This is a genomic window from Alsobacter sp. SYSU BS001988, from assembly GCF_054796215.1.
In genome coordinates, this window is sequence record NZ_JBTAMK010000004.1 from 223,781 (window position 1) to 246,746 (window position 22,966).

Below are 22,966 nucleotides of genomic sequence, written 5' to 3' on the forward strand. Positions count from 1 at the left end.
GAAGAATAGGCCCGCCGGGTTCGCGTCGTAAAGCCCGATCCGCGAGCCGGCCCGCCAAGCTCCAGCCCCGGCGCGGGGTGGGGATTGCGGCGGGCGCCGGCGGCTGGTATGGCGCGCAGCCATGACCTGCGGCGCGCCGGACCGCGCCGCGACGCCGGACAGACACCGCCGGACCGAAACCTCGCCGGAGCCGTGGCCGACTTGCTCAAGCGCTCGATGAAGCCGGAGGACCGCTATGCCCGCCGCATGGCGCGCATCGAACGCTGGGATCGCCCGATCGCCGGCCTGTGGGATCGTGTCCGAGCCTGGACCAACATGCTGGCGTCGGACCACGGCGTGTTCCGGCTGGCCTATCTCAACCGACATCAGGTGACGCCGAAATTCTGGCGCGCCGCCCAGCCGGCCCCGGCCGACATCCGCGCCGCCGCCAAGGCCGGCGTGCGCACGGTGGTGAATCTGCGCGGCGGTCGCCAGCACGGCTCCTGGCCGCTCGAGAAGGAAGCCTGCGAGCGCGAGGGGCTTGCTTTGGTCGACTTCGTCGTCCGCTCGCGCGGCGCCCCGGACCGCGAGTCGGTGCTGGCCGCCAAAGCGTTCTTCGACACGCTCGATTATCCGGCGCTGGTGCATTGCAAGTCAGGAGCCGACCGCGCCGGCTTCATGTCGGCGCTCTATCTGCTGATCCACGAGAACCGTCCGCTGGACGAGGCCGTGGCGCAGCTCGGCCTGCGCTATGGCCACTTCAGGTTCGCCAAGACCGGGATCCTCGACGCGTTCTTCGAAAAGTACCGCACCGAGGGGCTCGCGCGGGGCGTGCCGTTCCTGCAATGGGTCGAGACCATCTACGACCCGGAGGCGCTGGAGCGCGAGTTTCGTCCGAGCTTCTGGTCCGACGTCGTGGTCGACGGGCTACTCAGACGCGAGTGAGGCCGAATTCAGCGAATTCGGACGTCTCGCCCGCCTGGAGGCGGTGCAGCTTGGCGTAGATGCCGCCCTTGGCCAGCAGCCCGTCATGCGTGCCGGTCTCGGCGACGCGGCCGCGATCCAGCACGACGATGAGGTCGGCCTGCCGGATGGTGGAGAGCCGATGCGCGATGACCAGCGAGGTCCGGCCCCGCGTCAGAACCGCCAGCGCGTCCTGCACCAGGCGCTCGGACTCGGCGTCGAGCGCGCTGGTGGCCTCGTCCAGCACGAGGATCGGCGCGTCCTTCAGCAGCGCGCGGGCCAGCGCCAGCCTCTGGCGCTCGCCGCCCGACAGGCGCGAGCCGCGGTCGCCCACTCTCGTGTCGTAGCCCTGCGGCAGCGCCGCGATGAAGTCGTGGGCGGCCGCGGCCCTGGCGGCCGCCTCGATCTCCTGATCGGTCGCGCCGGGCCGCCCGAAGGCGATGTTCGCCTTGACGGTGTCGTCGAACAGCACGGCCTCCTGGGTGACCACCGCCACCTTGGACCGCAGGCTGGCCAGCGACACGTCGCGCACGTCGACCCCGTCGATGCGCACGGCGCCGTCCGACGCCTCGAAGAGGCGCGGCACGAGCGAGATCAGGGTCGACTTGCCGGACCCCGAGCGCCCCACCAGCGCCGTCATCTTCCCCCCCGGGGCGACGAGGTCGATGCCGTCGAGGGCGGCCGCGCCGGCCGCCGCCGGCTCGCGCCCGGCGAATTCATGGCCCGCATAGCGGAAGAAGACGTTCTCGAAGCGGATCTCGCCGTGCGGGACCTGGATCGGCGCCGCGCCGGGCCGGTCCACGATGGTGGGCCGCTCGTCCATCAGGGCGAAGACGCGCGACAGCGAGGCCACGGCCTCCTGCATGATGGCGTTCAGGTTCCCCAGCGTGCGCATCGACTGCGCGGCCAGCAGCAGCGCCGTGATGAAGCCGGTGAAGTCGCCGATCGTGGTCTGGCCCTTGATGATGCGCCAGCCGATGAACACCAGCACGCCCGCGACCGCGAAGCCGCCGCCGATCTCCAGGATGGGATCGAGCCGGGAGCGCTGGTTGGCGGACTTCATCTTGAGGCGCCGGATCTGCTCGAAGAACGCGCTGGCGCGGTCCTTCAGGTAGCCCTCGAGCCCATAGGTCTTGGCGGTGCGGATGCTGGAGAGGCTCTCCGACACCATGCTGGCCATCAGGGCCGTCTGCTCCTGGGTGGAGAGCGCCGTCCGGCGAAGCTTCTTGCCGATGCGCGCGATCGCGGGCGCGAGCAGCGGCAGGACCACGAGGGCGATGAGGGTCACCTCCCAGTCGATCCAGAACATGACGCCCACCACCGCGATCGCGGTGGCGACGTCGCGCAGGAACACCGTCGAGAGGCGGGTCAGGGCCTCGCGGATGAAGGCGAAGTCGGTGGTGAAGCGCTGCGTCAGCGCCGCCGGCGCCTCGCGGCCCAGCTGCGCCACGTCGGCGTCGATCAGGCTGGCGTAGAGGGCCGACTGCATGTCGGCCTCGATGCGGGTCACCACGCGGTTGGTCAGCACCGACTGGGCCAGCATGGCGAAGCCCTTCACGGCCGTCACCAGGATGACCACGAAAGGCACGATCTGGACGAAGCGCTTGTTCTGCTGGTCGAAGGCGTCGAAGGCCCGCTTGATGACCACCGGATAGAGGCTGCTCGCCCCGGCCAGGACGATCACGGTCAGCAGGATGAGCGACAGAGTGCGCCAGTGCGGCAGCATCCAGTCGACCCAGAGCCGGCGGAGATAGGGCAGGGCGTCCTGGCTGACGATGGAGCGAGCCGGCTTGTTGGCCATCGATTCCGTTGCTTGAACCTGAAATGAAAACCGCCGCGGGCTGCGCGGCGGTTCGGGATCCACGCAGGGCTCAGCCCTGCTCATAATCCATTTTCGCCCGGGGCGCGAACCCGCCGGGCGCGGCCGGCGTCAGCGGCCGAAGATGCCCTTGAAGAGCTTGGCCAGGCTGTTGCGCTTCTTCTTGCGCTCAAGCTCCGCCTCATCCTTCACCCAGGCGACCTGGACCACGCGGCGCTCGCCCGCGAAGGGCGGATGCCCGTGCCAGGAATTGTCCGCCCGCAGGAAGGCGAACAGCGTTCCCATGGTCGGCGGCACCTCCAGCACCATGTCGTCGAAATTCTCCGGCCCGCGCAGGACGCGCAGGCGGCCGGCTCCGCCGTCGTCCCAGTCGTCGTTCATGTAGACCAGCAGCGTCATGACCTTGCTGGGCCCGTCGGTGTGCGGGCGGCCGTCCTTGGCCTGGGAGATCTTTCGGATCGTCGTCAGGCGCGGATAGGGGCTGAGGTCGAGGCCGAACTTCTCCGACAGCAGCGCCGTGAGGGTCGGACCCTCCAGCTCGTCGATGAGCTGCCGGAAAGCCCCCTTCACCTCCACGTCGTCGACGGTCAGGAAGCCCGGCTTCGTGATGTTCGGGAATTCCTCCCGAAGCTGCGCAACCTTCTCGGGCTTCAGCGCCCCGGACGCGAGGAAGAAACTGTAGGGCTCACGCGATACGGGCGCCGTCCGGATCGCATCGAGATTGAGGATTTGGGTGTCCGCCGCCATGGTCACTCCCGAGGCTCAACCGATTTCAACCATGAGTGGTGTAGTCGGTGTGGGAGTGGCGCGCAAATCGCCATCGCATTGAAAAGTCGCAATCGCACGCCGGGGTGCGGAGGACCGGTCAATGGGCCTTGCAGCGCACCCAGACGGCGTGCGGATGCTGGTCCGGCGCCTGGAGGACGTCGGAACAGCGGCGGCCCTCGACGATGCGCTCGCTCTCCTGGCCGATGCGCCGCGGCGTGATCGCGCCGGTGGCGTCCGCCGGATCCTTGCGAATCGGGGCCGCGGCCGGCTGCGCGCCCTGCTGCGCCGGCGTCGGCGCCAGGCCGGCGGGACGGTCCTGCGCCGGGGCGGCGCCGGGGGCCGCGATCGCCAGCGCAGAGACAAGAACGATGTTGAGACGTGTCCGCATGGAGGCCTCCATGCGGGTTCAACGCATCATCGCCGGATGCGGTTCGACCGCTAGTTGGCCCCGTCCAGCAGGCGTCTCGCGATCACCTGGGCCTGGATCTCGGCCGCGCCCTCGAAGATGTTGAGGATGCGGGCGTCGCACAGCACGCGCGAGATCTCATACTCGAGCGCGAATCCGTTTCCGCCATGGATCTGCAGCGCGTTGTCGGCCGCCGCCCAGGCCACGCGGGCGCCGAGCAGCTTGGCCATGCCGGCCTCCACGTCGCAGCGCTTGCCGTCGTCCTTGGCCCGCCCGGCGAAATAGGTGAGCTGGCGCGCGATGTTCACCTCGACCGCCATCATGGCGATCTTGTCGGACACCCGCGGGAACGAGATCAGCGGCTTGCCGAACTGCACGCGCTCCTCGGCGTAGCGCAGCCCGATGTCGAGCGCCGACTGCGCCACCCCGACGGCGCGCGCGGCCGTTTGGATTCGCGCCGACTCGAAGGTCTGCATCAGCTGCTTGAAGCCCTGCCCTTCCACGCCGCCCAGCAGATTGGCGGCCGGGACCTCGAACCCGTCGAAGGCGAGCTCGTATTCCTTCATGCCGCGGTAGCCGAGCACCTCGATCTCGCCGCCGGTCATGCCCTTGGCCGGGAACGGGTCCTCGTCCGTGCCGCGCGGCTTCTCCCCGAGCAGGATCGACAGGCCCTTGTAGCCCGCCTCGTCCGGGTTGGTGCGCACCAGCATCGTCATCACGTCGGCGCGGACCGGGTGGGTGATCCAGGTCTTGTTTCCGGTCACCTTGTAGACGTCGCCCTCGCGCACGGCGCGGGTCTTCAGCGAGGCGAGGTCAGAGCCCGTGTTGGGCTCGGTGAACACCGCCGTGGGCAGCACCTCGCCGGAGGCGATGCGCGGCAGCCACTGGGCCTTCTGCTCCTCCGTGCCGCCGCCGATGATCAGCTCCGCGGCGATCTCCGAGCGGGTGCCCAGCGATCCGACGCCGATATAGGCCCGGGACAGCTCCTCCGACACGACGCACATGGAGACCTTGCTCAGCCCCAGGCCGCCATGCTCCTCGGGCAGGGTCAGCCCGAACACGCCGAGCTCGGCCAGCTTCTCGACCACCGAGAGCGGGATGTACTCATTCTTCAGATGCCATTGATGGGCGTGGGGAAGCACCTCGCTCTCGGCGAATTTGCGCATCTCCGCCCGGATCGCCTCGAGCGTCTCGTCGAGGCCCGCGTCGCCCATCGTGGCCGCGCCCTGGGCCTCCCGGATCCGCGCCACCAGCAGGGCGCGCTGGGCCGGCGTGGAGCCCTCCTGGATGACGGTCTCGATCGCCGCCGTCCGCCGCGCGGCGATCTGCGAGGCCGTCAGGCCGAGGGCAGGCAGACGCACGATCTCGCCCTGGCTCATCGGAATGCCGCCGAAGACCTGGGCGCAGTATTCGCCGACGCCGATCGCCACGAGCAGCTCCTCGGTCTCTCCGAACCGCGCTTCGGCCTGGAGCAGGCGGCCATAGGCGGCCAATTCGCGCACCGCCTCCGCATAGGTGGCCAGCCAGGCCAGTCCGTGGGCGGCGTGCTGCTCGCGTTCGAGCAGCGCCGCGGAGATCCGCCCGTCGTCCGTGACCCGCGCCCGGACGGCGTTGACCGCGTCCGCGGTCAGCCCGGCCAAGGCCGAAGCGGCGTCCTCGGCGAGCGACAGCCAGTCTCGGACATCCGGATCGGCGGCGGTGGCGAGGCGGGTCATCAGGGCTCCTCCGAGCGGTCTTGCCGTGCGGCGTGGATCGTACCGCAATGCAACATGGAGCGGGACCCCCTGTCCAGCAATGCCCCTTTCGGCGGACCCGCTCAGGCCTTGCGGGTCGCCAGGGCCACTCCGGCCGCGGTCGCCGCCATGCCGAGCGCCTGGATCGGGGCGAGCGTCTCGCCGAACAGCAGATAGGCCTCGATGGCGACCGCCGGCGGCACCAGATAGATGAGCGCCGCGGCGCGCGAGACCGCGCCGTGGCGGATGAGCAGGAGCAGGAGCCCGATCGCCCCGATGGAGAGGGCCAGGACCGACCACGCCATGGTGAGGACGACGGTGAGGTTCCACTCCACCCTGAGCGGCTCCAGCCATAGCGCCGCCGGCGCCACCACCAGGAACGCGCCCGCATATTGGAGGGCCGTGACGGTGCGCAGGTCGCCGGTGGGCACGAACCGCTTCTGGTAGAACGAGCCGAGCGTCACGCCCAGCATGCCGACGAGATTGACCCCGATCGGGCCGGCGACCGTGGCCAGTTCGCCGGGGCCGAGGCCGGAGAGCTTCGGCAGCAGCACGAGGCCGATCCCCACGAAGCCCAGCCCGATGCCGAGCCATTGGCGGGCCGAGATCCGCTCATGGACCAGCGTCGGCGCCAGGATGGCGGTGAGGATCGGCTGCACCGCCGCGATCAGGCCGGAGACTCCCGCCGGGAGCCCGCGCGCGATCGCCCACCACACGCCGCCGAGATAGACCGCGTGCAGCAGCGCCCCGGACGTCATGGCGTGGGCCACGTCGCGGCGCGTCGCCGGCCAGGCGGCGCCGGCCGCCCACGCCAGCAAGGCGACGACGACGCCAGCCAGCGCGAACCGGATCGACAGGAAGGTCAGCGGGTCGGCGTAGGGCGCGCCGAAACGCGCCGCGATCCAGCCCGTCGACCAGATGAGCACGAAGGCCATCGGGGCCGCGCGCAATAAGGCCGGAGAGGCGGGAGCAGGCGATGGGCGCGGAAAATCGGATATGACACAGAACTCCGGGCCGCGCTTCCCCGTATGGTGTTGGAGCATGCGCGTGAGGGCGTCGCTGGCGCCGAGCCGGGGTGGCCCTACACTGCAGGCGGGCAGCGGGCCTTCGATAGGTCAGGACGTGCGTTCGGTCGAGTCCCGGCGCCGGCGCGGGACGGAGTGAAAGGTTCAGATGCGGCGTTTGCCACGCATCATCTATGACGCTTACTGGCGCTTCGTCGAGGACGACGGGTGGGCCATCGCGTCCCATATCGCCCTGTCGGGGCTCATGTCGCTGTTCCCGTTCCTGATCTTCGTGACCTCTCTGGCCGGCTTCTTCGGATCGAAGCAGCTCGCCGACGAGGTCGTGGGGCTGCTGCTCGAGGCCTGGCCCTCGCGCGTCGCGGATCCGCTCAGCAGCGAGATCCACAACGTCATGAACAAGGCCCGCGGCGACGTCCTGACCGTGGGCGTGCTGCTGGCGATCTACTTCTCGTCCAACGGCGTCGAGAGCCTGAGGATCGGCCTCAACCGCGCCTATCGGCTCAAAGAGCATCGCGCCTGGTGGTTGCTGCGGCTGGAATCCATCGCCTATGTGCTGGTCGGCGCGGCGGCGCTTCTGTCGCTGGCTTTCCTGGTCGTGCTCGCCCCGGTCCTCTGGCAGACCGCGATCCTCTACGTCCCGCAGCTCCAGCCCTATTCCTACGTGATCACGGTCGGCCGCTTCGGCGTCGCGACGCTGATCATCGTTTCGGCGCTGATCATCCTGCACCTGTGGCTGCCCTGCGGCCGCCGCGCTTTTCGCGAGATCATCCCGGGCGTGGCCCTCACGGTTGCCCTGGCGCTCTCGTCCGGCCACGCTTTCGGCATCTATCTCGCGAAGGCGGCGAGCAACTACGCGTCGACCTATGCGGGTCTGGCGTCGGTCATGGTGGCGCTCGTGTTCCTCTACACGATCGCCTCCATCTTCGTGTACGGAGGCGAGTTCAACGCCGAACTCGCCCGGGTTCGGGAGCGCTATGCGGCCCAGCAGAAGAAGAGCTGGCTCCAGCGCGGCCGGGTCTTCATGCAGCGCAACCGCTGAGGCGGCGGCCGCGGCCGCTCAGCCCGGCTGGGCTTCGAGGACGTCGTCGAAGGTCCGCAGCCCGGTGCGCTGGGCGTTCACCAGCACGGCCATGTTGCCGGGCGCGTGCTGGTTCTTCCACATTTTGGTGTGCGCCAGCGGGATCTTGTCCCACGGGAACACCTCGCTCATGCACGGATCGATCCGCCGGTCGATGACGAACTGGTTCGCCGCCGCCGCCTGCTTGAGATGGGCGAAGTGGGACCCCTGGATGCGCTTCTGCCTCATCCAGACGAAACGCGCGTCGAAGGTGATGTTGAAGCCGGTCGTGCCCGCGCAGAACACCACCATGCCGCCGCGCTTCACCACGAAGGTGGAGACCGGAAAGGTCTGCTCGCCGGGGTGCTCGAAGACGATGTCGACGTCCTTGCGGCCGGTGATGTCCCAGATCGCCTTTCCGAACTTGCGCGACTCGCCCATGAAGGCGTTGAACTCCGGCGAGTTCACCTTGGGCAGCTGGCCCCAGCAGTTGAAGTCCTTGCGGTTGAGCACGCCCTTGGCGCCGAGGCCGAGCACGTAGTCGCGCTTGGATTCGTCCGAGATCACCCCGATCGCGTTGGCGCCGGACGCCGCGCAGAGCTGCACGCCGAACACCCCGAGGCCGCCCGACGCGCCCCAGACCAGCACGTTGTCGCCAGGCCGGATCGTATGCGGCGCATGGCCGAACAGCATCCGGTAGGCGGTCGCGAGGGTCAGCGTGTAGCAGGCGCTCTCCTCCCAGGTCAGGTGCTTCGGCCGCTGCATCAGCTGGCGCGACTGCACGCGGCAGAACTGCCCGAAGGAGCCGTCCGGAGTCTCGTAGCCCCAGATGCGCTGGCTCGTGGAGAACATCGGGTCGCCGCCATTGCACTCCTCGTCGTCCCCGTCGTCCTGGTTGCAGTGGACGATGACCTCGTCGCCCACCTTCCAGCGCTTCACCTTGCGGCCGACGGCCCAGACGATGCCGGACGCGTCCGACCCGGCGACGTGCACCGGCTGCTTGTGGCCGTCGAAGGGGGAGATGGGCTGGCCCAGCGCCGCCCAGACGCCGTTGTAGTTGACGCCGGCCGCCATCACGAGGACGAGCACCTCGTCGTCGCCGATCGCCCAGGTGGGGATGACCTCCAGCTGCATGGCGTCCTCAGGCGGGCCATGCCGGTCCTTGCGGATGGCCCAGGCCCACATCTTCGCAGGCACATGGCCCAGAGGCGGGATCTCGCCGATGTCGTAGAGGTCCTTGGGAGCGCCCCTCGACGGAGCGACGGACGGGGCGTTCGACGTTGCGGCCACGGCTGGGTTCTCCTCGCGTTTGCGGCGATCATGCCCGCGGTTGCTGCACTGCGCCATAGTGCGATCGGACAATTCGGCGGAAGGAAGGCCCGTCGTTAACCTCAAGTTCGTCAGCCTGGGCGCAACCTGGAGGTGTAGTTCACCCAGCGGCGATCCCGCCGCGTCTGGGACGGATGTCGCGGAATGGTTCGGCAACTCGGGTTCGTCAACATCCCCACCGAAGCCGTCTATTGGTTCGTCGGCCTCGTCGTCGTGGTCTCGCTCGTCATCGCCTGGGTGGTCGACGACATCATGCACGAATTCGCCTTCGGGGTGGTCGGCAACACCGTGCTTCTCACTGTCGGGGCGATCGGCGGCCTCGCTCTGTGGAACGAGTACGGCCTGCCGGTGAAGCAGACCGACCCCATGGTCATCGCGGCGGTGTGCATCGGCTCCGCCTTCGGCCTGATCCTGAGCCTGGCGCTCACCAGGCGCGCCGTGACCTGAACCGACCGGGGTCTCCGACCATTAGACGGGTGGCGCCGGGGTGGGCCTTGCCGCATCTTGCCGCATTGCACCATGATAGGCCGGCGACGCTCTCCCCCGTTCCGTGAGGGCGCCGGCTCCGGAGACCGCCCGCATGACCCCGGCCCGCCCCACTCAGGACCTCGGCCGCCCCGAGCGCGACAAGCCCTGGATCTTCCGCACCTATGCGGGGCACTCGACGGCCTCGGACTCCAACAAGCTCTACCGCGGCAACCTGGCGAAGGGGCAGACCGGGCTGTCGGTCGCCTTCGACCTCCCCACCCAGACCGGCTACGACCCGGACCACGCGCTGGCGCGCGGCGAGGTCGGGAAGGTCGGCGTCTCGATCGCCCATCTGGGCGACATGAGGGCGCTGTTCGACCAGATCCCGGTCGCCGAGATGAACACGTCGATGACCATCAACGCGACCGCGCCCTGGCTGCTGGCGCTCTATGTGGCGGTCGCGGACGAGCAGGGCGCCCCTCGGGCCGCCCTGCAGGGCACCACCCAGAACGACCTGATCAAGGAATACCTGTCGCGCGGCACCTATGTGTTCCCGCCCGCGCCGTCCATGCGGCTGGTGAAGGACGTGATCCTCTTCACCACGAGCGAGATGCCGAAGTGGAACCCCACCAATGTCTGCAGCTACCACCTGCAGGAGGCCGGGGCGACGCCGACGCAGGAGCTCGCCTATGCGCTCGCCACCGCCATCGCGGTGCTGGACACCGTCAAGGCGTCCGGCGAGGTCGACCAGAAGACCTTCTCGGAGGTGGTCGGCCGCATCTCGTTCTTCGTCAACGCCGGCATGCGCTTCGTCACCGAGCTGTGCAAGATGCGGGCTTTCGCCGAGCTCTGGGACGAGATCGCCCGGGACCGCTACGGCGTCGCCGACGAGCGCCACCGGCGTTTCCGCTACGGCGTGCAGGTGAATTCGCTGGGCCTGACCGAGCAGCAGCCCGAGAACAACGTCTACCGCATCCTCATCGAGATGCTGGCCGTCGTGCTGTCGAAAGGCGCCCGGGCTCGCGCCGTCCAGCTTCCGGCCTGGAACGAGGCGCTCGGTCTGCCGCGGTCGTGGGACCAGCAATGGTCGCTGCGCATGCAGCAGGTGATGGCCTACGAGACCGATCTTCTGGAATATGGCGACATCCTGGACGGCTCGGTCGAGATCGCCCGCAAGGTGGCCGAGCTGAAGGAGGCCGCCCTGGCGGAACTCGCCGAGATCGACCGCATGGGCGGCGCGATCGCGGCGGTCGAGACGGGCTACATGAAGCGCATGCTGGTCGAATCGAACGCCCGGCGCATCGCCGGGATCGAGGCGGGCGACCAGATCGTCGTGGGCGTGAACCGCTGGCGCGAGACGGAGCCGTCTCCGCTCACCGCGGGCGAAGGCTCCGTGCTCACCGTCCCCGAACAGGTCGAGATCGAGGCCATTGCGCGCATCCGCTCCTGGCGGAGCGGCCGTGACGCCCGGGCCGCCGAGGCCGCGATCGAGGAGCTGCGATCCGCCGCCCGGGAGGGGCGCAACGTCATGGAGCCGTCCATCGCCTGCGCCAAGGCGGGCGTGACCACGGGCGAGTGGGGCGAGGCCCTGCGCGAGATCTTCGGCCAGTACCGCGCCCCCACGGGCGTCACCACGGAGACCCGGACCTCCGCGGCCGAACGCGAGGTGCGCGTCATGGTGTCGGAGCTGGCCGCCGAGCTGGGCGAGACGCCCCGGCTCGTCGTCGGCAAGCCCGGCCTGGACGGCCACTCCAACGGCGCCGAGCAGATCGCCCTGCGGGGCCGCGACGTCGGGTTCGACGTGACCTATGACGGCATCCGCCAGACCCCCGCCGAGATCGTCGCCAAGGCGCGCGAGACGGACGCGCATGTGATCGGCTTGTCGATCCTGTCGGGATCGCACGTCCCGCTCGTCCGCGACGTGATGGCCCGCCTGCGCAACGAGGGGCTGGGCCATATCCCGGTCGTGGTCGGCGGGATCGTGCCGCCCGACGACGAGCTGGTCCTCAAGAACATCGGCGTGACCGCGGTCTACACGCCGAAGAACTACGTGATGGACGAGATCATGAAGGACATCGTCCGGATCGTCGCCAAGGCGCCCCGCTCCGCGCCGGAGGACGGCCGGAGCGCCGCAAGGCGGGCCGCCGGCCGCTGACGCCCCGAGACGCGGCGCGCGCTCTCAGCCGCGCGCCGCGATCGCGTCCGCGATGGCCACCACGCGCCGGCCGATCTCGGCGTGCATGCGCTCGACCATCTTGCCGTCGAGCTGCAGCGCGCCCTTGTCGCGGTTCGCGGGCTCCTGGAAGGCGGCGATGATCTTGCGCGACCAGGCCACCTCGTCCGCCGACGGCGCAAAGATCGCGTTGGCGGGCTCGATCTGGCTCGGATGGATCAGGGTCTTGCCGTCGAAGCCGAAATCGCGGCCCTGCTCGCACTCGGCCCGGAACCCGGCCTCGTCCGAGATCGCGTTGTAGACGCCGTCCAGGATGTCCAGCCCATAGGCCCGGGCGGCCGTCACCGCCGTCGAGAGCCATTGCCCGAAGGGCGCGCGATCCGGCGTGAACCGGGCGCGCGTCTCCTTGGCGAGGTCGTTGGTGCCCATCACGAAGCAGGCGAGCCGGTTGCTCGGATCCTGCGCGGCGGACGCGATCGCGCCCGCGTTGAGGATGGCGAGCGGCGTCTCCACCATCGCCCAGAGGCGCAGGGACGAGGGTGCGCCGGCGCTCGCAAGCAGGGAGGCGAGCCGGACGATCTGCGACGGCGACGAGATCTTGGGCGCCAGCACCGCGTCCGGACCGGCCGCCGCCGCGGCGCGCAGGTCGGCCTCGCCCCAGGGCGTGTCGAGGCCGTTGATCCGGATCACGACCTCCCGGCCGCCGAACCCGCCGGCCTTGACGGCCTCGGCCACCTGCGTCCGCGCCGCCGCCTTCGCGTCGGGCGCGACGGCGTCCTCGAGGTCGAGGATCACGCCGTCGACGGCCAGCGTGCGCGCCTTCTCGATGGCGCGGGCGTTGGACCCCGGCATGTAGAGCACGCTGCGGCGGGGACGGATCGGGGCGGCGGTGGGGGAGGCTGGCATGGAACGAGACCTGACAGGCTGCGACAAACACGGTTGCGCTGCAGCATAGACGCCGGAGGCAGGGCGCGCCATCGTCCTTCCGGCGAGTCGCCAAAGGGGGCGCCATGACGACATGGGTGGCGGGCGTGGATGGTTGCCCGGGCGGCTGGGTGGCCGTGACCTTGGCGCTGGACGGCGCGGCCGAGCCGCTGCTGACGGTCCATCCGACCTTCGGGGGCGTGCTGGACAGTCAGCCCGGGGCCGCCATCGTGGCCGTCGACATGCCGATCGAACTGCCGGACCAGGTCGGCCCCGGCGGGCGCGGCCCCGAGACGCTGCTCCGGCCCTTATTGGGCGCGCGCCAATCCTCGGTGTTCTCGGTGCCGTCGCGCGCCGCCGTGGAGGCGCTCGACTACCGCGACGCCTGCGCGGCCGCGCTGCGGACCTCCGTTCCGCCCCGCGCCGTCTCCAAGCAGTGCTACTTCCTCTTTCCCAAGATCCGCGACGTCGACGCCCTTCTGCGGGCCGACCCCGGCTTGCGCGACCGCGTCCGGGAGACGCATCCCGAAGGCGCGTTCATGCGCCTCAATGGCGGCGCGCCGCTGTCCCAGCCCAAGAAGGTGAAATCCAGCCCCTACGGGCCGGGCTTGGAGGAGAGGCGGGCCCTGCTCGAAAGGGCGGGGTTCGCGCGCGCCTTCCTGGAGGCGCGGCCGCCGCGCGGGGCGGCGTTCGACGACGTGCTGGACGCCTGCGCGTGCGCCGTCTCGGCGCTCCGCATCGCCCGCGGCGAGGCGCAGAGCTTCCCCTCGCCGCCGGGCCGGGACGCGCATGGCGTCCCGGTGGCGATCTGGATCTAGCCGATCAGGCGGCGAGCGCCCGGGGACGGAGCAGCTTGCGGTTGATGATCGCCTCGGCGATCTGCACCGCGTTCAGGGCCGCGCCCTTGCGCAGATTGTCCGACACGCACCAGAACGCGAGGCCGTTCTCGACCGTGGAGTCCTCGCGGATGCGCGAGATGTAGGTGGCGTCCTCGCCCGCCGCCTCGTGCGGGGTGATGTATCCGCCGTCCTCGTGCTTGTCGATCACGAGGCAGCCAGGCGCGGAGCGCAGGATGTCGCGCGCCTCGTCGGCCGAGAGCGGGGTCTCGAACTCGACGTTCACCGACTCCGAATGGGAGATGAACACCGGCACGCGCACGCAGGTCGCCGTCAGCTTGATCTTGGGGTCGAGGATCTTCTTGGTCTCGACCATCATCTTCCACTCTTCCTTCGTGAACCCGTCCTCCATGAAGACGTCGATATGGGGGATCAGGTTGAAGGCGATCCGCTTGGTGAACTTCTTGGCCGCGACCTCCTGGAGCGAGTAGAGCGCCTTGGTCTGGCGGTCGAGCTCCTCCATGCCTTCCTTGCCGGCGCCGGACACCGACTGGTAGGTCGACACCACGACGCGCCGGATCCTGGCGCGGTCATGCAGCGGCTTCAGCGCGACGACGAGCTGCGCGGTCGAGCAGTTCGGATTGGCGATGATGTTGAGCTTGTCCTTCTGGCCCATATAGTCGGCCAGCACATGGGCGTTGACCTCGGGCACGACCAGCGGGACGCGCTCGTCGTAGCGCCAGCACGACGAGTTGTCGATGACGAGGCAGCCGGCCGCGCCGATGCGCGGGGACCACTCCTTCGACACCGCCGAGCCCGCCGACATGAGGCAGATATCCGTGTTGGCGAAGTCGTGCCGCTCCAGAACCTGGACCTTCAGCACGCTGTCTCCGAACGAGACCTCCGTGCCCTGGCTGCGGCTGGAGGCCAGCGCGACCACTTCCGACACCGGGAACGCGCGCTCTTCCAGAATGGAGAGCATCTCGCGACCCACATTGCCCGTGGCGCCCACGACCGCCACGCGAAATCCATCGGCGACCTTCAAAACCATGGCGAGATATCCTGTTTCGTCTTGCGGTTTGGTCTCCCCCGGAGGTTCAGCCGCAGATCTTGCGGTCCCTCTTCCCCCGCCGGGGGAGTCTCCGGAGCGAGGAATAGCTCAGCGCGACGCGCCGCCTTTGGCGGCCGTCGTTTTGCCCGTCGTTTTGGTCGACATCGCAAAGCGCATGGCGTGAAGCTGTTCCCCGGCGAAATCGCCGATGCGGGAGCAGAAACACGGGCGGCGCCGTAAAGTCAATCTCTCCTGAAGGCGAGTGCGGGATCTTCCGGACCTGGGCGTTCGGCCGAGATCAGCCGTTAACGCTGTCGCTCAACCCGTCATTGACTCTCCGCCCTGAAAGTCCTGCCGTGGTAACGAACCCCAGAAAGAGATGGGTCAAGTTGAACGCAATCCGACAAGCAAATAAGCGCGGACCGGGGTTGCGTCATGGTTCAGGTTTCTTCGACTTACTCTGCGATCGCCCTTTCGATCCCGCATGAGGCGCACGCTCCAGGATCGACGTCTCGCAGACGCGCGCGGAAAGCGCGGCCCGGTCTTTCGACGGCGCGCCGGAGACTCGCGGGCCTCGCCGTCCTGGGGACGCTGGCCGCCATGCTGACCGCGCTCCTGCTCGGAAAAGCTGACGCGAACCGGCTGGAGCCCAGCGAAACGAGCGCGACCAGCGCCGCTCCGGCCCGGCCGTCCGCTGCCGCCTGGGTGAAGGTCAACCGGCCCATCCCGATGTTCTCGCTGGAGACGACGCTCCTCCCCCGCGACCCGCGCGGCCTCGTGGCCCGCCGGCATGTCGAGGGCGGCGGCCGGGAGGAGGTCCACAGCTTCGGCGCGGTCGGCTCTCCCGGAGGATTCGCCAGCATCGCCGCCTACCGTGCCGGGTCCGAGGCGGGCGCGCCCGGCACCTTGTTCCTCGAAGCGGCCCGGCGGGCGGCCGAGACCGGGCTGGCGGTGACCCGCAGCTCCGTTCCGACGCCGATGGCGACGAAGTTCGGCCAGGCCGAAACCGCCGACATCCTCCTGACGGCGGACGGCGTGGAGCATGCCTGCGTCGCCTGGCGCATCCTGGGCGAGGACGCTCAGCTCCGGCTCGCCGGCTGGCAATGCGGGGGAGCCGGCAAGGCCATCGACCGCCTGACGCTGGCCTGCGCGCTGGACAGGCTCGACCTGGTCGGAGCCGGCGACGACGCGGCCCTGAAGGCGTATTTCTCCCGGGCCGAGCGCAACCGCCTTCCGCAATGCGGCTCGAAGGCCGCGCCGGGCGGGCGCCGGGCGGCCTGGCTCGATCCCGAAATCGATCCGAGCGGGCTGCTGCGCTCGCAATCGTGAAGCGAAGGCGTGGCCATGATTGGGATCCGTCAAGGTCGTCCGGCGTTGTGGTCGTAAGATCCCATCGTCAAGACACCGCAACGCCGATCGAAGCGAGGAACCCATGTTTCGCAAAGCGACCGCCCTGGGCCTGATCGCCGCCGCCCTGCTGGCCACCGCAGCCGACGCGCAGACGCGCCGGCGGGTCAACGACATCACGGTCACCCAGCGCTCCTACCTGAACGCCGGCACGGTGGTGAAGCCCGGAACCGGCTACCAGCTGAACTACGTGTATGTCGGCCAGGGCCTTTCGACGCCGGTCTACTCGAACATCAACAGCCGGTTCGGCGGCGAGACGCTCCCCGGGCGGTTCGACCTGCCGAACTGCTGCGGAACCACGGTGGGCTTCGGCGCCTATTGACGCGATGGCGCGCGTCGAGCCTGCGCGGGATTCCGCTTCCGCGCGGGCTCGGCTAGCATGGCCCGCATGACCCTTCGAATCGCCTCCCTCCGGGCCGCAGCCCTGCTGACCGCCGGCCTCTGCGCCGCCCTCCCCGTTCCCGCCTTCGCGCAGGATTTCAGGGCGTGCCTCGGCGGATTGCGGGATTCCGTGGTCGCCCAGGGCGTGTCGGCCCAGACCTTCGACGCGGCCACGCGCGGGCTCGAGCCCGACATGAAGGTGATCGACTTCCTCAACGACCAGCCCGAGTTCAAGACGCCGATCTGGGACTACCTCGCCGCCCTGGTGGACGAGGAGCGGGTCGCCGACGGCCGCGCCATGCTGCGGCAGTGGAGCCAGGCGCTGGCGACGGCCGAAAGCCGCTACGGCGTCGACCGGCACGTCATCGTGGCGGTGTGGGGCGTCGAATCGGACTTCGGCAAGGCGATCGGCAAGCGGCCGCTGGTGCAGTCCTTGGCGACTTTGTCCTGCTACGGGCGCCGGCAGGCCTATTTCCGCACCGAGTTCGCCGCCACGATGAAGATCCTGAACCGCGGCGACGTCGCGCCGGACCACCTGACGGGGTCATGGGCGGGGGCCTTCGGGCACACGCAATTCATGCCCTCCACCTTCCTGCGGCTGGCCGTCGACCTCGACGGCGACGGACGGCGGGACGTGGTGGACTCCATCCCCGACGCGCTGGGCTCCACGGCGAACTACCTCGCCAAGGCCGGCTGGCAGACCGGCGGGACCTGGGGCTTCGAAGTCAGGTTGCCGTCCGGCTTCAACACGGGGCTGGCGGGCCGGACGAAGAAGCGCCCGATGGCCGATTGGGAGCGGCTCGGAGTGCGGCGCGCGGACGGACGCCCGATGCCGGGCGGCTCGGCGGGGCTCATGCTGCCGGCGGGCGCGAGCGGGCCGGCTTTCCTGGTCACCAGGAATTTCGACGCCATCTACGGCTACAACGCCGCCGAGAGCTACGCGCTCGCCATCGCGCATCTGTCCGACCGCCTGAGGGGCGGCGGTCCCTTCCAGACGCCCTGGCCGACCGACGACCGCGGCCTGTCGCGCGTCGAGCGCCGCGAAGTCCAGGCCCTGCTCAACCAGCGCGGCTACGACGTCGGCCAGCCCGACGGCGCGATCGGGACCAAGACCCGCGAGGCGATCGCCGACTTCCAGGTGAAGAAAGGCCTGAGCCGCAACGGCCGGGCCTCCGGCAAGGTGCTGGAGGCGCTCCGGGCCGCCCGGTGAGTCAGAGCCGCAGCAGCGAGTAGCCGGCCTGCTGCAAAGCCACGACCTCGGCCACGCCGGCGGGCACCAGGTCGGCCTGCGTCGCTCCGTAGAGGTCGTGCAGCGGCTGCTTGCGGCCCACCAGGGTGTTGCGGCAGATGACGAAGCGCACGCCTGAGCCACGCAGCTCGTCCACCATGCTGGCGATCTTCGCGTCGCCCTGGGCCAGGGTGAGCATGCTGGCGCCCTCGCCTTGCAGGACGACCACCATGCTCAGGCGGTCGGCCCCGACCGCGTTGACGTGGTTGCGCATCGACTGCAGCCGGGCCGCATGGTCCCGCCCGAACCAGCCGCCGCCCTGGACCACGTGGTAGACCACCTTCTGGGGCGCATAGGGCGCGTGGATGGCGGGCGGGACGTCCGCCACCGCGCCGCCCATGGACAGCGCCATCAGCGAGCCGCCGAGACCGAGCGCCACAAAGCCCGCCGCTGCGCCAAGAGTCTTGCCGGAAAGCATCATCGTCATCGTCCGCAAGGAGGATCGTTGTCCCTACTCTAATTGCCTGATGTTAAGCCCGGCTGAATCGCAGGCGCGGACTTCGCCGGGACATGGCCCTTGCCACGCGCCGGCGCGGCTCCTAAAGAGCCTGCCAGGACCAGCACAAGGGACGAAAGATGAGCAGCCACAACATCCTTCTTCTGCCAGGCGACGGCATCGGGCCCGAGGTCATGGGCGAAGTCCGGAAGCTGGTGACGTGGCTGGGCTCGCAGGGCGTGGCCCGCTTCGAGACCGAGACGGACCTCGTCGGAGGCGCGGCCTATGACGCCCACAAGGTCGCGATCACCGACGACGCCATGGCGCGCGCCACGGCGGCGGACGCCGTGCTGTTCGGCGCGGTGGGCGGCCCCAAATGGGACGCCGTCCCCTATGAGGCGCGCCCGGAGGCCGGCCTCCTGCGCCTGCGCAAGGATCTCGCGTTGTTCGCCAATCTGCGTCCGGCGATCTGCTTCCCGGCCCTGGCCGACGCCTCCTCGCTGAAGCGCGAGCTGGTCGAGGGGCTCGACATCGTCATCGTCCGCGAACTCACGGGCGGCGTCTATTTCGGCGCGCCGAAGGAGATCGTGACGCTGGAGAACGGCGAGAAGCGAGCCGTCGACACGCAGGTCTACACGACCCACGAAATCGACCGCATCGCCCGCGTCGCCTTCGAGCTCGCCCGCAAGCGCCGCAACAAGGTGACGTCGTCCGAGAAGCGCAACGTGATGAAGTCCGGCGTGCTCTGGAACCAGGTGGTCACCGCCCTTCACAAGGCCGAGTACCAGGACGTCGCTCTGGAGCACCAGTTGGCCGACTCGCTGGCCATGCAGCTCGTCCGCCAGCCCAAGCAGTTCGACGTCATCGTGACCGACAACCTCTTCGGCGACATCCTGTCCGACGTCGCCGCCATGCTGACCGGATCGCTCGGCATGCTGCCCTCCGCCTCGCTCGGCGCGGAGGATCCCGCCACCGGCAAGCGCAAGGCCCTCTACGAGCCCGTGCACGGCTCCGCGCCCGACATCGCCGGCAAGGGCATGGCCAACCCCATCGCCATGATGGGTTCGCTCGCCATGGCGCTGCGCTACTCCTTCGGCATGCTGGAGGCCGCCGACATGGTCGAAAAGGCCATCGCGAACGTGCTCGACTCCGGTCTGCGCACCAAGGACATCGCCGCCGCCGGCCAGAACGCCGTGTCGACGTCCGAAATGGGCGACGCCATCCTCAAGGAGATGCAGCGCCTGGCCGGCTGACGGTCTGGCCCTGGCGCACGAAAAAACCCCGCGGGCGACCGCGGGGTTTTTACTTTGACGCGTCCGTGAGGCTCAGAGCCAGGGCTGGCTCGCGGCCTTCTTCTGCTCATAGGTCTCGATCGCGCCGGCCTTCTCCATCGTGAGGCCGATGTCGTCGAGGCCGTTCAGCAGGCAATGCTTGCGGAAGGGGTCGAGGTCGAACCGCACCACGCCGCCGTCGGGACCCCGGATCTCCTGGGCGGCGAGGTCGATGCTGAGCGTCGCATTGGCGCCGCGCTTGGCGTCGTCGAGCAGCTTGTCGAGGTCTTCCTGCGACACGGTGATCGGCAGGATCCCGTTCTTGAAGCAGTTGTTGTAGAAGATGTCGGCGAAGCTGGTCGAGATGACGCAGCGGATGCCGAAGTCCAGCAGCGCCCAGGGCGCATGCTCGCGCGAGGAGCCGCAGCCGAAATTGTCGCCGGCCACCAGGATCTGCGCTTTGCGATAGGCGGGCTGGTTCAGCACGAAATCCGGGTTCTCCGTCCCATCCTCCCGGAAGCGCATCTCGGCGAACAGGCCAGCCCCGAGCCCGGTGCGCTTGATGGTCTTCAGGTACTGCTTGGGGATGATCATGTCGGTGTCGACGTTCATGATCTCGAGCGGAGCGGCGACGCCGGTGAGGGTGGTGAATGGCTGCATGGTTCGGATCCGAGCTTTGCGGATGGCGCGTGTGGGGCACGCTTTAGCAGGCTGCGCGACCGGTGGGTAGAGCCTACTCCGCAGCGGCCTCGATCCCAGCCATGTCGGCGTCGCTCAAGCCGAAATGATGCCCGATCTCGTGCACCAGCACATGGGTGACGAGATCGCCGAGGCTCTCGTCATGGTCGGCCCAGTAGTCGAGGATCGGACGGCGGTAGAGCCAGACCATGTTGGGGAACTGGCCGGTCTGGAGCGTCGCGCCGGCCTGGGCGAGGCCCGTGCCGCGAAACAGGCCGAGCAGATCGAACTCCGACTCGCAGTTCATCGCGTCGAGCGTCTCGTCGTCGGGGAAATCCTCGACCCGGATCACGACGCCGTCGCACAGGGCGCGGAACTCGGCCGGCAGCCGGGCGAAGGCGTCGGCCGCCAGCCGCTCGAAATCGTCGAGGCTGGGCGCCCGCAGGGCGGCGATCGCGGCGTCGGGCGCCGACGCGGTCTTGAGGCGGTCAGGGCGTGAGGCGGTCATCGTCGGGTCCCGGGAGGCTCCGGACAGATGGGAGCCCGAATGAGGAGTTCAACGGGCGATCGCGGGGGGTCAGCGGTTCAGGAAGGCCAGCAGTTCGAGCGCCAGGTAGCCGACGAACAGCAGCGCCAGCGCCCGGGCGATCCGCCGGCCCCAGACCTCGATCCGGTCGTCCTGCGGCGCGTCGGCGGCCGCGAAGTGCCGCGCGGCTTGCGCCAGCGCCGAACTCCCGAGCACGCCGCTCTCGGCCGACGTCCTGGCGAGCGCCTCCCGGGACTCGCGCTGGCGTTCCTCGTCGCTGGGCTTGCCTGTGTTCATGACGGACGCTCCAGGGCTTTTCGCCTCACCCGGCCAACCATCCGGCCTGAAAGGCCGTTCATGATGTTGAACCGCAGCTGAACACGCCGTTCCGCGTGCATTCAGCGGCGATGTTTCACTCTCTCACACAGCCGAATAGGGGCCGGCTGACGTCAACATGAGGACATGTATCATGATCTCCCCCCGCATTCTCACCCTTCAGGCCTTGGCCGCCGGCGCGCTGCTGGTCGGTGGGCTCGCCGGCGCGCAGGCTGCGCCGCTCCCGCCCATGGCCGCGGCTCCCGTCGCCCATGCCAGTGAAGGGCTGGCCACGACCGTCCAGTGGGGTCCGGGCTACGGCTATTACGGCCACCCGCGCCGGCACTATTGGGGCGGCGGCTACGGCTATGGCCGCCCCTATTACGGGCCGCCGCGCTGGGGCGGGCCGCGCTGCCGCGTCGTGCGTCGGTGGGACCCCTATTTCGGCGGCTTCCGCGTCACGCGCCGCTGCTGGTGACCATCCCCGGCCTGCGGGTCGGTCCTGACATGCGAAGCCCGGGCGCGAGCCCGGGCTTTTGCGTCAGCGGCGGCCGAAACGGCGTCGCGGTCAGCGCCACTCGCGGATGTCGACGAAATGTCCGGCGACGGCGGCGGCGGCGGCCATGATGGGCGACACCAGATGGGTCCGGCCCTTGAAGCCCTGCCGGCCTTCGAAGTTGCGGTTGGACGTCGATGCGCAGCGCTCCCCGGGAGCGAGCTTGTCGGCGTTCATCGCCAGGCACATGGAGCAGCCCGGCTCGCGCCAGTCGAATCCCGCGGCCTTGAAGATCCTGTCCAGGCCCTCTTCCTCCGCCTGCATCTTCACCAGGCCGGAGCCCGGGACGATCATGGCGCTCACATGCGGGCTGACCGTCTTGCCCTCGACCACCTTGGCGACCGCGCGCAGGTCCTCGATGCGGCCGTTGGTGCACGAGCCGATGAAGACCCGGTCCAGCTTGATGTCCTGGATGCGCTCGCCGCCCTTCAGGCCCATATAGTCGAGCGCTCGCGCGATGGCGGCCTTCTTCTGCTCGGAGGGGGCGTCCTCGGGCCGGGGCACGGAGCCGGTCACCGAGACGACGTCTTCCGGGCTGGTGCCCCAGGTCACGATGGGCGGCAGGCTGGCGGCGTCGAGCCGGATCTCGCGGTCGAAATGCGCGCCCTCGTCGGACACCAGCGTGCGCCAGTACTCGACCGCCATGTCCCACGCCATGCCGCTCGGAGCCTTCGGACGGCCCTTCAGGTAGGCGAAGGTCTTCTCGTCCGGCGCCACCAGGCCGGCGCGGGCGCCGCCCTCGATCGACATGTTGCAGATCGTCATCCGGCCTTCCATCGACAGCGACCGGATCGCCTCGCCGGCGTATTCGATCACGCTGCCGGTGCCGCCGGCCGTGCCGATCTCGCCGATGATGGCCAGGATGATGTCCTTGGCGGTGACGCCGGGCGGCAGCTGGCCGTCCACCGTCACCCGCATGTTCTTGGCCTTCTTCTGGATCAGCGTCTGCGTGGCGAGAACATGCTCGACCTCGCTGGTGCCGATGCCGTGGGCCAGCGCCCCGAAGGCTCCATGCGTCGACGTGTGGCTGTCGCCGCACACGATCGTGGTGCCGGGCAGCGTGAAGCCCTGCTCGGGGCCGATGATGTGCACGATGCCCTGGCGGGGATCGAGCTCGTTGAAATATTCGATGCCGAACTCGCGCGCGTTCTCGGCCAGCGCCTCGACCTGCGTGCGCGCCTCGGGATCCTCGATGCCGAGCCGGCGGTCGGACGTGGGCACGTTGTGGTCGACCACGGCCAGCGTCTTCTGCGGCGCGCGGACCTTCCGGCCCGTCATGCGCAGCCCCTCGAAGGCCTGCGGGCTCGTCACCTCATGAACGAGGTGGCGGTCGATATAGAGCAGGCACGTCCCATCCGGCTGCGTATCGGCGACGTGGTCGTCCCAGATCTTGTCGTAGAGGGTGCGCGGGGCCATGGCTCTGTCTCTGCTGGTGGAGAGCGTTCGGGGAACGCGAAATCCGCCCACATCTAATAGCGCTCGGCGCGAGGCGGAAGCCTTTTTGGGGCGACGGGCCGCAAGACGGCCCGTTCGCCATACGAAAACGCGGCCCGAGGGGCCGCGCTCCGCCGGACGGC

The 22,966-nt window shown here is 69.4% G+C and carries 23 protein-coding genes; 10 read left to right on the forward strand and 13 right to left on the reverse strand.

Going from position 1 to position 22,966, the window contains the following annotated elements; translation table 11 throughout:
• Positions 1 to 201: 201 nt before the first annotated feature.
• Positions 202 to 924 carry a protein tyrosine phosphatase family protein gene (locus ACYVO7_RS10605; protein ID WP_460449972.1) on the forward strand — a complete coding sequence of 241 codons (723 nt, stop codon included), beginning with the start codon at positions 202 to 204 and terminating at the stop codon, positions 922 to 924.
• On the opposite strand, the gene ACYVO7_RS10610 is transcribed toward ACYVO7_RS10605, so the two are convergent.
• The 5 genes from ACYVO7_RS10610 to ACYVO7_RS10630 form a co-directional block, all read right to left on the reverse strand.
• Positions 911 to 2,743, reverse strand: coding sequence for an ABC transporter ATP-binding protein (locus tag ACYVO7_RS10610; protein ID WP_460449796.1), 1,833 nt, complete (start codon positions 2,741 to 2,743; stop codon positions 911 to 913). The two genes, ACYVO7_RS10605 and ACYVO7_RS10610, sit on opposite strands and share 14 nt — an antisense overlap.
• A 129-nt stretch (positions 2,744 to 2,872) precedes the next feature.
• The gene (locus ACYVO7_RS10615; protein WP_460449797.1) at positions 2,873 to 3,508 is read right to left on the reverse strand and encodes a 2OG-Fe(II) oxygenase family protein; all 636 of its coding nucleotides are present in this window, start codon (positions 3,506 to 3,508) and stop codon (positions 2,873 to 2,875) included.
• Between the two features lie 118 nt (positions 3,509 to 3,626).
• Complete coding sequence (locus tag ACYVO7_RS10620; protein WP_460449798.1) at positions 3,627 to 3,917, reverse strand: hypothetical protein; 291 nt, start codon at positions 3,915 to 3,917, stop codon at positions 3,627 to 3,629.
• A 50-nt stretch (positions 3,918 to 3,967) separates the two neighbouring features.
• A complete protein-coding gene (locus ACYVO7_RS10625) occupies positions 3,968 to 5,650 on the reverse strand; it encodes an acyl-CoA dehydrogenase family protein (RefSeq protein ID WP_460449799.1) in 1,683 nt (560 codons plus the stop codon).
• 101 nt (positions 5,651 to 5,751) lie between these two features.
• Positions 5,752 to 6,603 (reverse strand): DMT family transporter, encoded by an 852-nt coding sequence (locus tag ACYVO7_RS10630; RefSeq protein ID WP_460449800.1) that lies wholly within the window; start codon positions 6,601 to 6,603, stop codon positions 5,752 to 5,754.
• A 238-nt stretch (positions 6,604 to 6,841) separates the two neighbouring features.
• Here ACYVO7_RS10630 and ACYVO7_RS10635 point away from each other — a divergent pair, with 238 nt between their 5' ends.
• The gene (locus tag ACYVO7_RS10635; RefSeq protein ID WP_460449801.1) at positions 6,842 to 7,732 is read left to right on the forward strand and encodes a YihY/virulence factor BrkB family protein; all 891 of its coding nucleotides are present in this window, start codon (positions 6,842 to 6,844) and stop codon (positions 7,730 to 7,732) included.
• 18 nt (positions 7,733 to 7,750) lie between these two features.
• On the opposite strand, the gene ccrA is transcribed toward ACYVO7_RS10635, so the two are convergent.
• A complete protein-coding gene (ccrA, locus tag ACYVO7_RS10640) occupies positions 7,751 to 9,040 on the reverse strand; it encodes a crotonyl-CoA carboxylase/reductase (RefSeq protein ID WP_460449802.1) in 1,290 nt (429 codons plus the stop codon).
• Positions 9,041 to 9,223: 183 nt separating this feature from the next.
• Here ccrA and ACYVO7_RS10645 point away from each other — a divergent pair, with 183 nt between their 5' ends.
• Together ACYVO7_RS10645 and ACYVO7_RS10650 are read left to right on the forward strand one after the other, a co-directional pair.
• Positions 9,224 to 9,526 carry a hypothetical protein gene (locus ACYVO7_RS10645; protein WP_460449803.1) on the forward strand — a complete coding sequence of 101 codons (303 nt, stop codon included), beginning with the start codon at positions 9,224 to 9,226 and terminating at the stop codon, positions 9,524 to 9,526.
• 133 nt (positions 9,527 to 9,659) lie between these two features.
• Positions 9,660 to 11,702, forward strand: a complete 2,043-nt coding sequence (locus ACYVO7_RS10650) for a protein meaA (RefSeq protein WP_460449804.1) — start codon at positions 9,660 to 9,662, stop codon at positions 11,700 to 11,702.
• Between the two features lie 24 nt (positions 11,703 to 11,726).
• Here the strand turns inward: ACYVO7_RS10650 and ACYVO7_RS10655 are convergent, their stop codons facing one another.
• Entirely contained in the window at positions 11,727 to 12,626 is a 900-nt protein-coding gene (locus ACYVO7_RS10655) for an HpcH/HpaI aldolase/citrate lyase family protein (protein WP_460449805.1), read from the reverse strand.
• Between the two features lie 104 nt (positions 12,627 to 12,730).
• Here ACYVO7_RS10655 and ACYVO7_RS10660 point away from each other — a divergent pair, with 104 nt between their 5' ends.
• Positions 12,731 to 13,462, forward strand: a complete 732-nt coding sequence (locus ACYVO7_RS10660) for a DUF429 domain-containing protein (protein ID WP_460449806.1) — start codon at positions 12,731 to 12,733, stop codon at positions 13,460 to 13,462.
• A 4-nt stretch (positions 13,463 to 13,466) separates the two neighbouring features.
• On the opposite strand, the gene ACYVO7_RS10665 is transcribed toward ACYVO7_RS10660, so the two are convergent.
• Complete coding sequence (locus ACYVO7_RS10665; protein ID WP_460449807.1) at positions 13,467 to 14,531, reverse strand: aspartate-semialdehyde dehydrogenase; 1,065 nt, start codon at positions 14,529 to 14,531, stop codon at positions 13,467 to 13,469.
• A gap of 600 nt (positions 14,532 to 15,131) precedes the next feature.
• Here ACYVO7_RS10665 and ACYVO7_RS10670 point away from each other — a divergent pair.
• From ACYVO7_RS10670 to ACYVO7_RS10680, 3 genes are all read left to right on the forward strand, one after another.
• The gene (locus ACYVO7_RS10670; protein WP_460449808.1) at positions 15,132 to 15,860 is read left to right on the forward strand and encodes a hypothetical protein; all 729 of its coding nucleotides are present in this window, start codon (positions 15,132 to 15,134) and stop codon (positions 15,858 to 15,860) included.
• 103 nt (positions 15,861 to 15,963) lie between these two features.
• The gene (locus ACYVO7_RS10675) at positions 15,964 to 16,260 is read left to right on the forward strand and encodes a hypothetical protein (protein WP_460449809.1); all 297 of its coding nucleotides are present in this window, start codon (positions 15,964 to 15,966) and stop codon (positions 16,258 to 16,260) included.
• A 66-nt stretch (positions 16,261 to 16,326) separates the two neighbouring features.
• Positions 16,327 to 17,529 (forward strand): lytic murein transglycosylase, encoded by a 1,203-nt coding sequence (locus tag ACYVO7_RS10680; RefSeq protein ID WP_460449810.1) that lies wholly within the window; start codon positions 16,327 to 16,329, stop codon positions 17,527 to 17,529.
• 1 nt (position 17,530) lies between these two features.
• Here the strand turns inward: ACYVO7_RS10680 and ACYVO7_RS10685 are convergent, their stop codons facing one another.
• On the reverse strand, positions 17,531 to 18,028 hold the full coding sequence (locus ACYVO7_RS10685) for a DsrE family protein (RefSeq protein WP_460449811.1): 498 nt from the start codon (positions 18,026 to 18,028) through the stop codon (positions 17,531 to 17,533).
• Between the two features lie 155 nt (positions 18,029 to 18,183).
• Here ACYVO7_RS10685 and leuB point away from each other — a divergent pair, with 155 nt between their 5' ends.
• On the forward strand, positions 18,184 to 19,296 hold the full coding sequence (gene leuB, locus ACYVO7_RS10690; RefSeq protein ID WP_460449812.1) for a 3-isopropylmalate dehydrogenase: 1,113 nt from the start codon (positions 18,184 to 18,186) through the stop codon (positions 19,294 to 19,296).
• 72 nt (positions 19,297 to 19,368) lie between these two features.
• Here leuB and leuD read toward each other — a convergent pair whose 3' ends face one another.
• The 3 genes from leuD to ACYVO7_RS10705 all read right to left on the reverse strand — a co-directional run bounded on the left by leuD (position 19,369) and on the right by ACYVO7_RS10705 (position 20,815).
• Positions 19,369 to 19,974 carry a 3-isopropylmalate dehydratase small subunit gene (gene leuD, locus ACYVO7_RS10695; RefSeq protein ID WP_460449813.1) on the reverse strand — a complete coding sequence of 202 codons (606 nt, stop codon included), beginning with the start codon at positions 19,972 to 19,974 and terminating at the stop codon, positions 19,369 to 19,371.
• Positions 19,975 to 20,047: 73 nt separating this feature from the next.
• A complete protein-coding gene (locus ACYVO7_RS10700) occupies positions 20,048 to 20,500 on the reverse strand; it encodes a metallopeptidase family protein (RefSeq protein ID WP_460449814.1) in 453 nt (150 codons plus the stop codon).
• Between the two features lie 69 nt (positions 20,501 to 20,569).
• The gene (locus ACYVO7_RS10705; protein ID WP_460449815.1) at positions 20,570 to 20,815 is read right to left on the reverse strand and encodes a hypothetical protein; all 246 of its coding nucleotides are present in this window, start codon (positions 20,813 to 20,815) and stop codon (positions 20,570 to 20,572) included.
• 172 nt (positions 20,816 to 20,987) lie between these two features.
• Between ACYVO7_RS10705 and ACYVO7_RS10710 the strand changes: the two genes are divergently transcribed.
• A complete protein-coding gene (locus ACYVO7_RS10710) occupies positions 20,988 to 21,311 on the forward strand; it encodes a hypothetical protein (protein WP_460449816.1) in 324 nt (107 codons plus the stop codon).
• A 90-nt stretch (positions 21,312 to 21,401) separates the two neighbouring features.
• Here ACYVO7_RS10710 and leuC read toward each other — a convergent pair whose 3' ends face one another.
• A complete protein-coding gene (gene leuC / locus ACYVO7_RS10715; RefSeq protein ID WP_460449817.1) occupies positions 21,402 to 22,805 on the reverse strand; it encodes a 3-isopropylmalate dehydratase large subunit in 1,404 nt (467 codons plus the stop codon).
• Positions 22,806 to 22,966 lie beyond the last annotated feature (161 nt).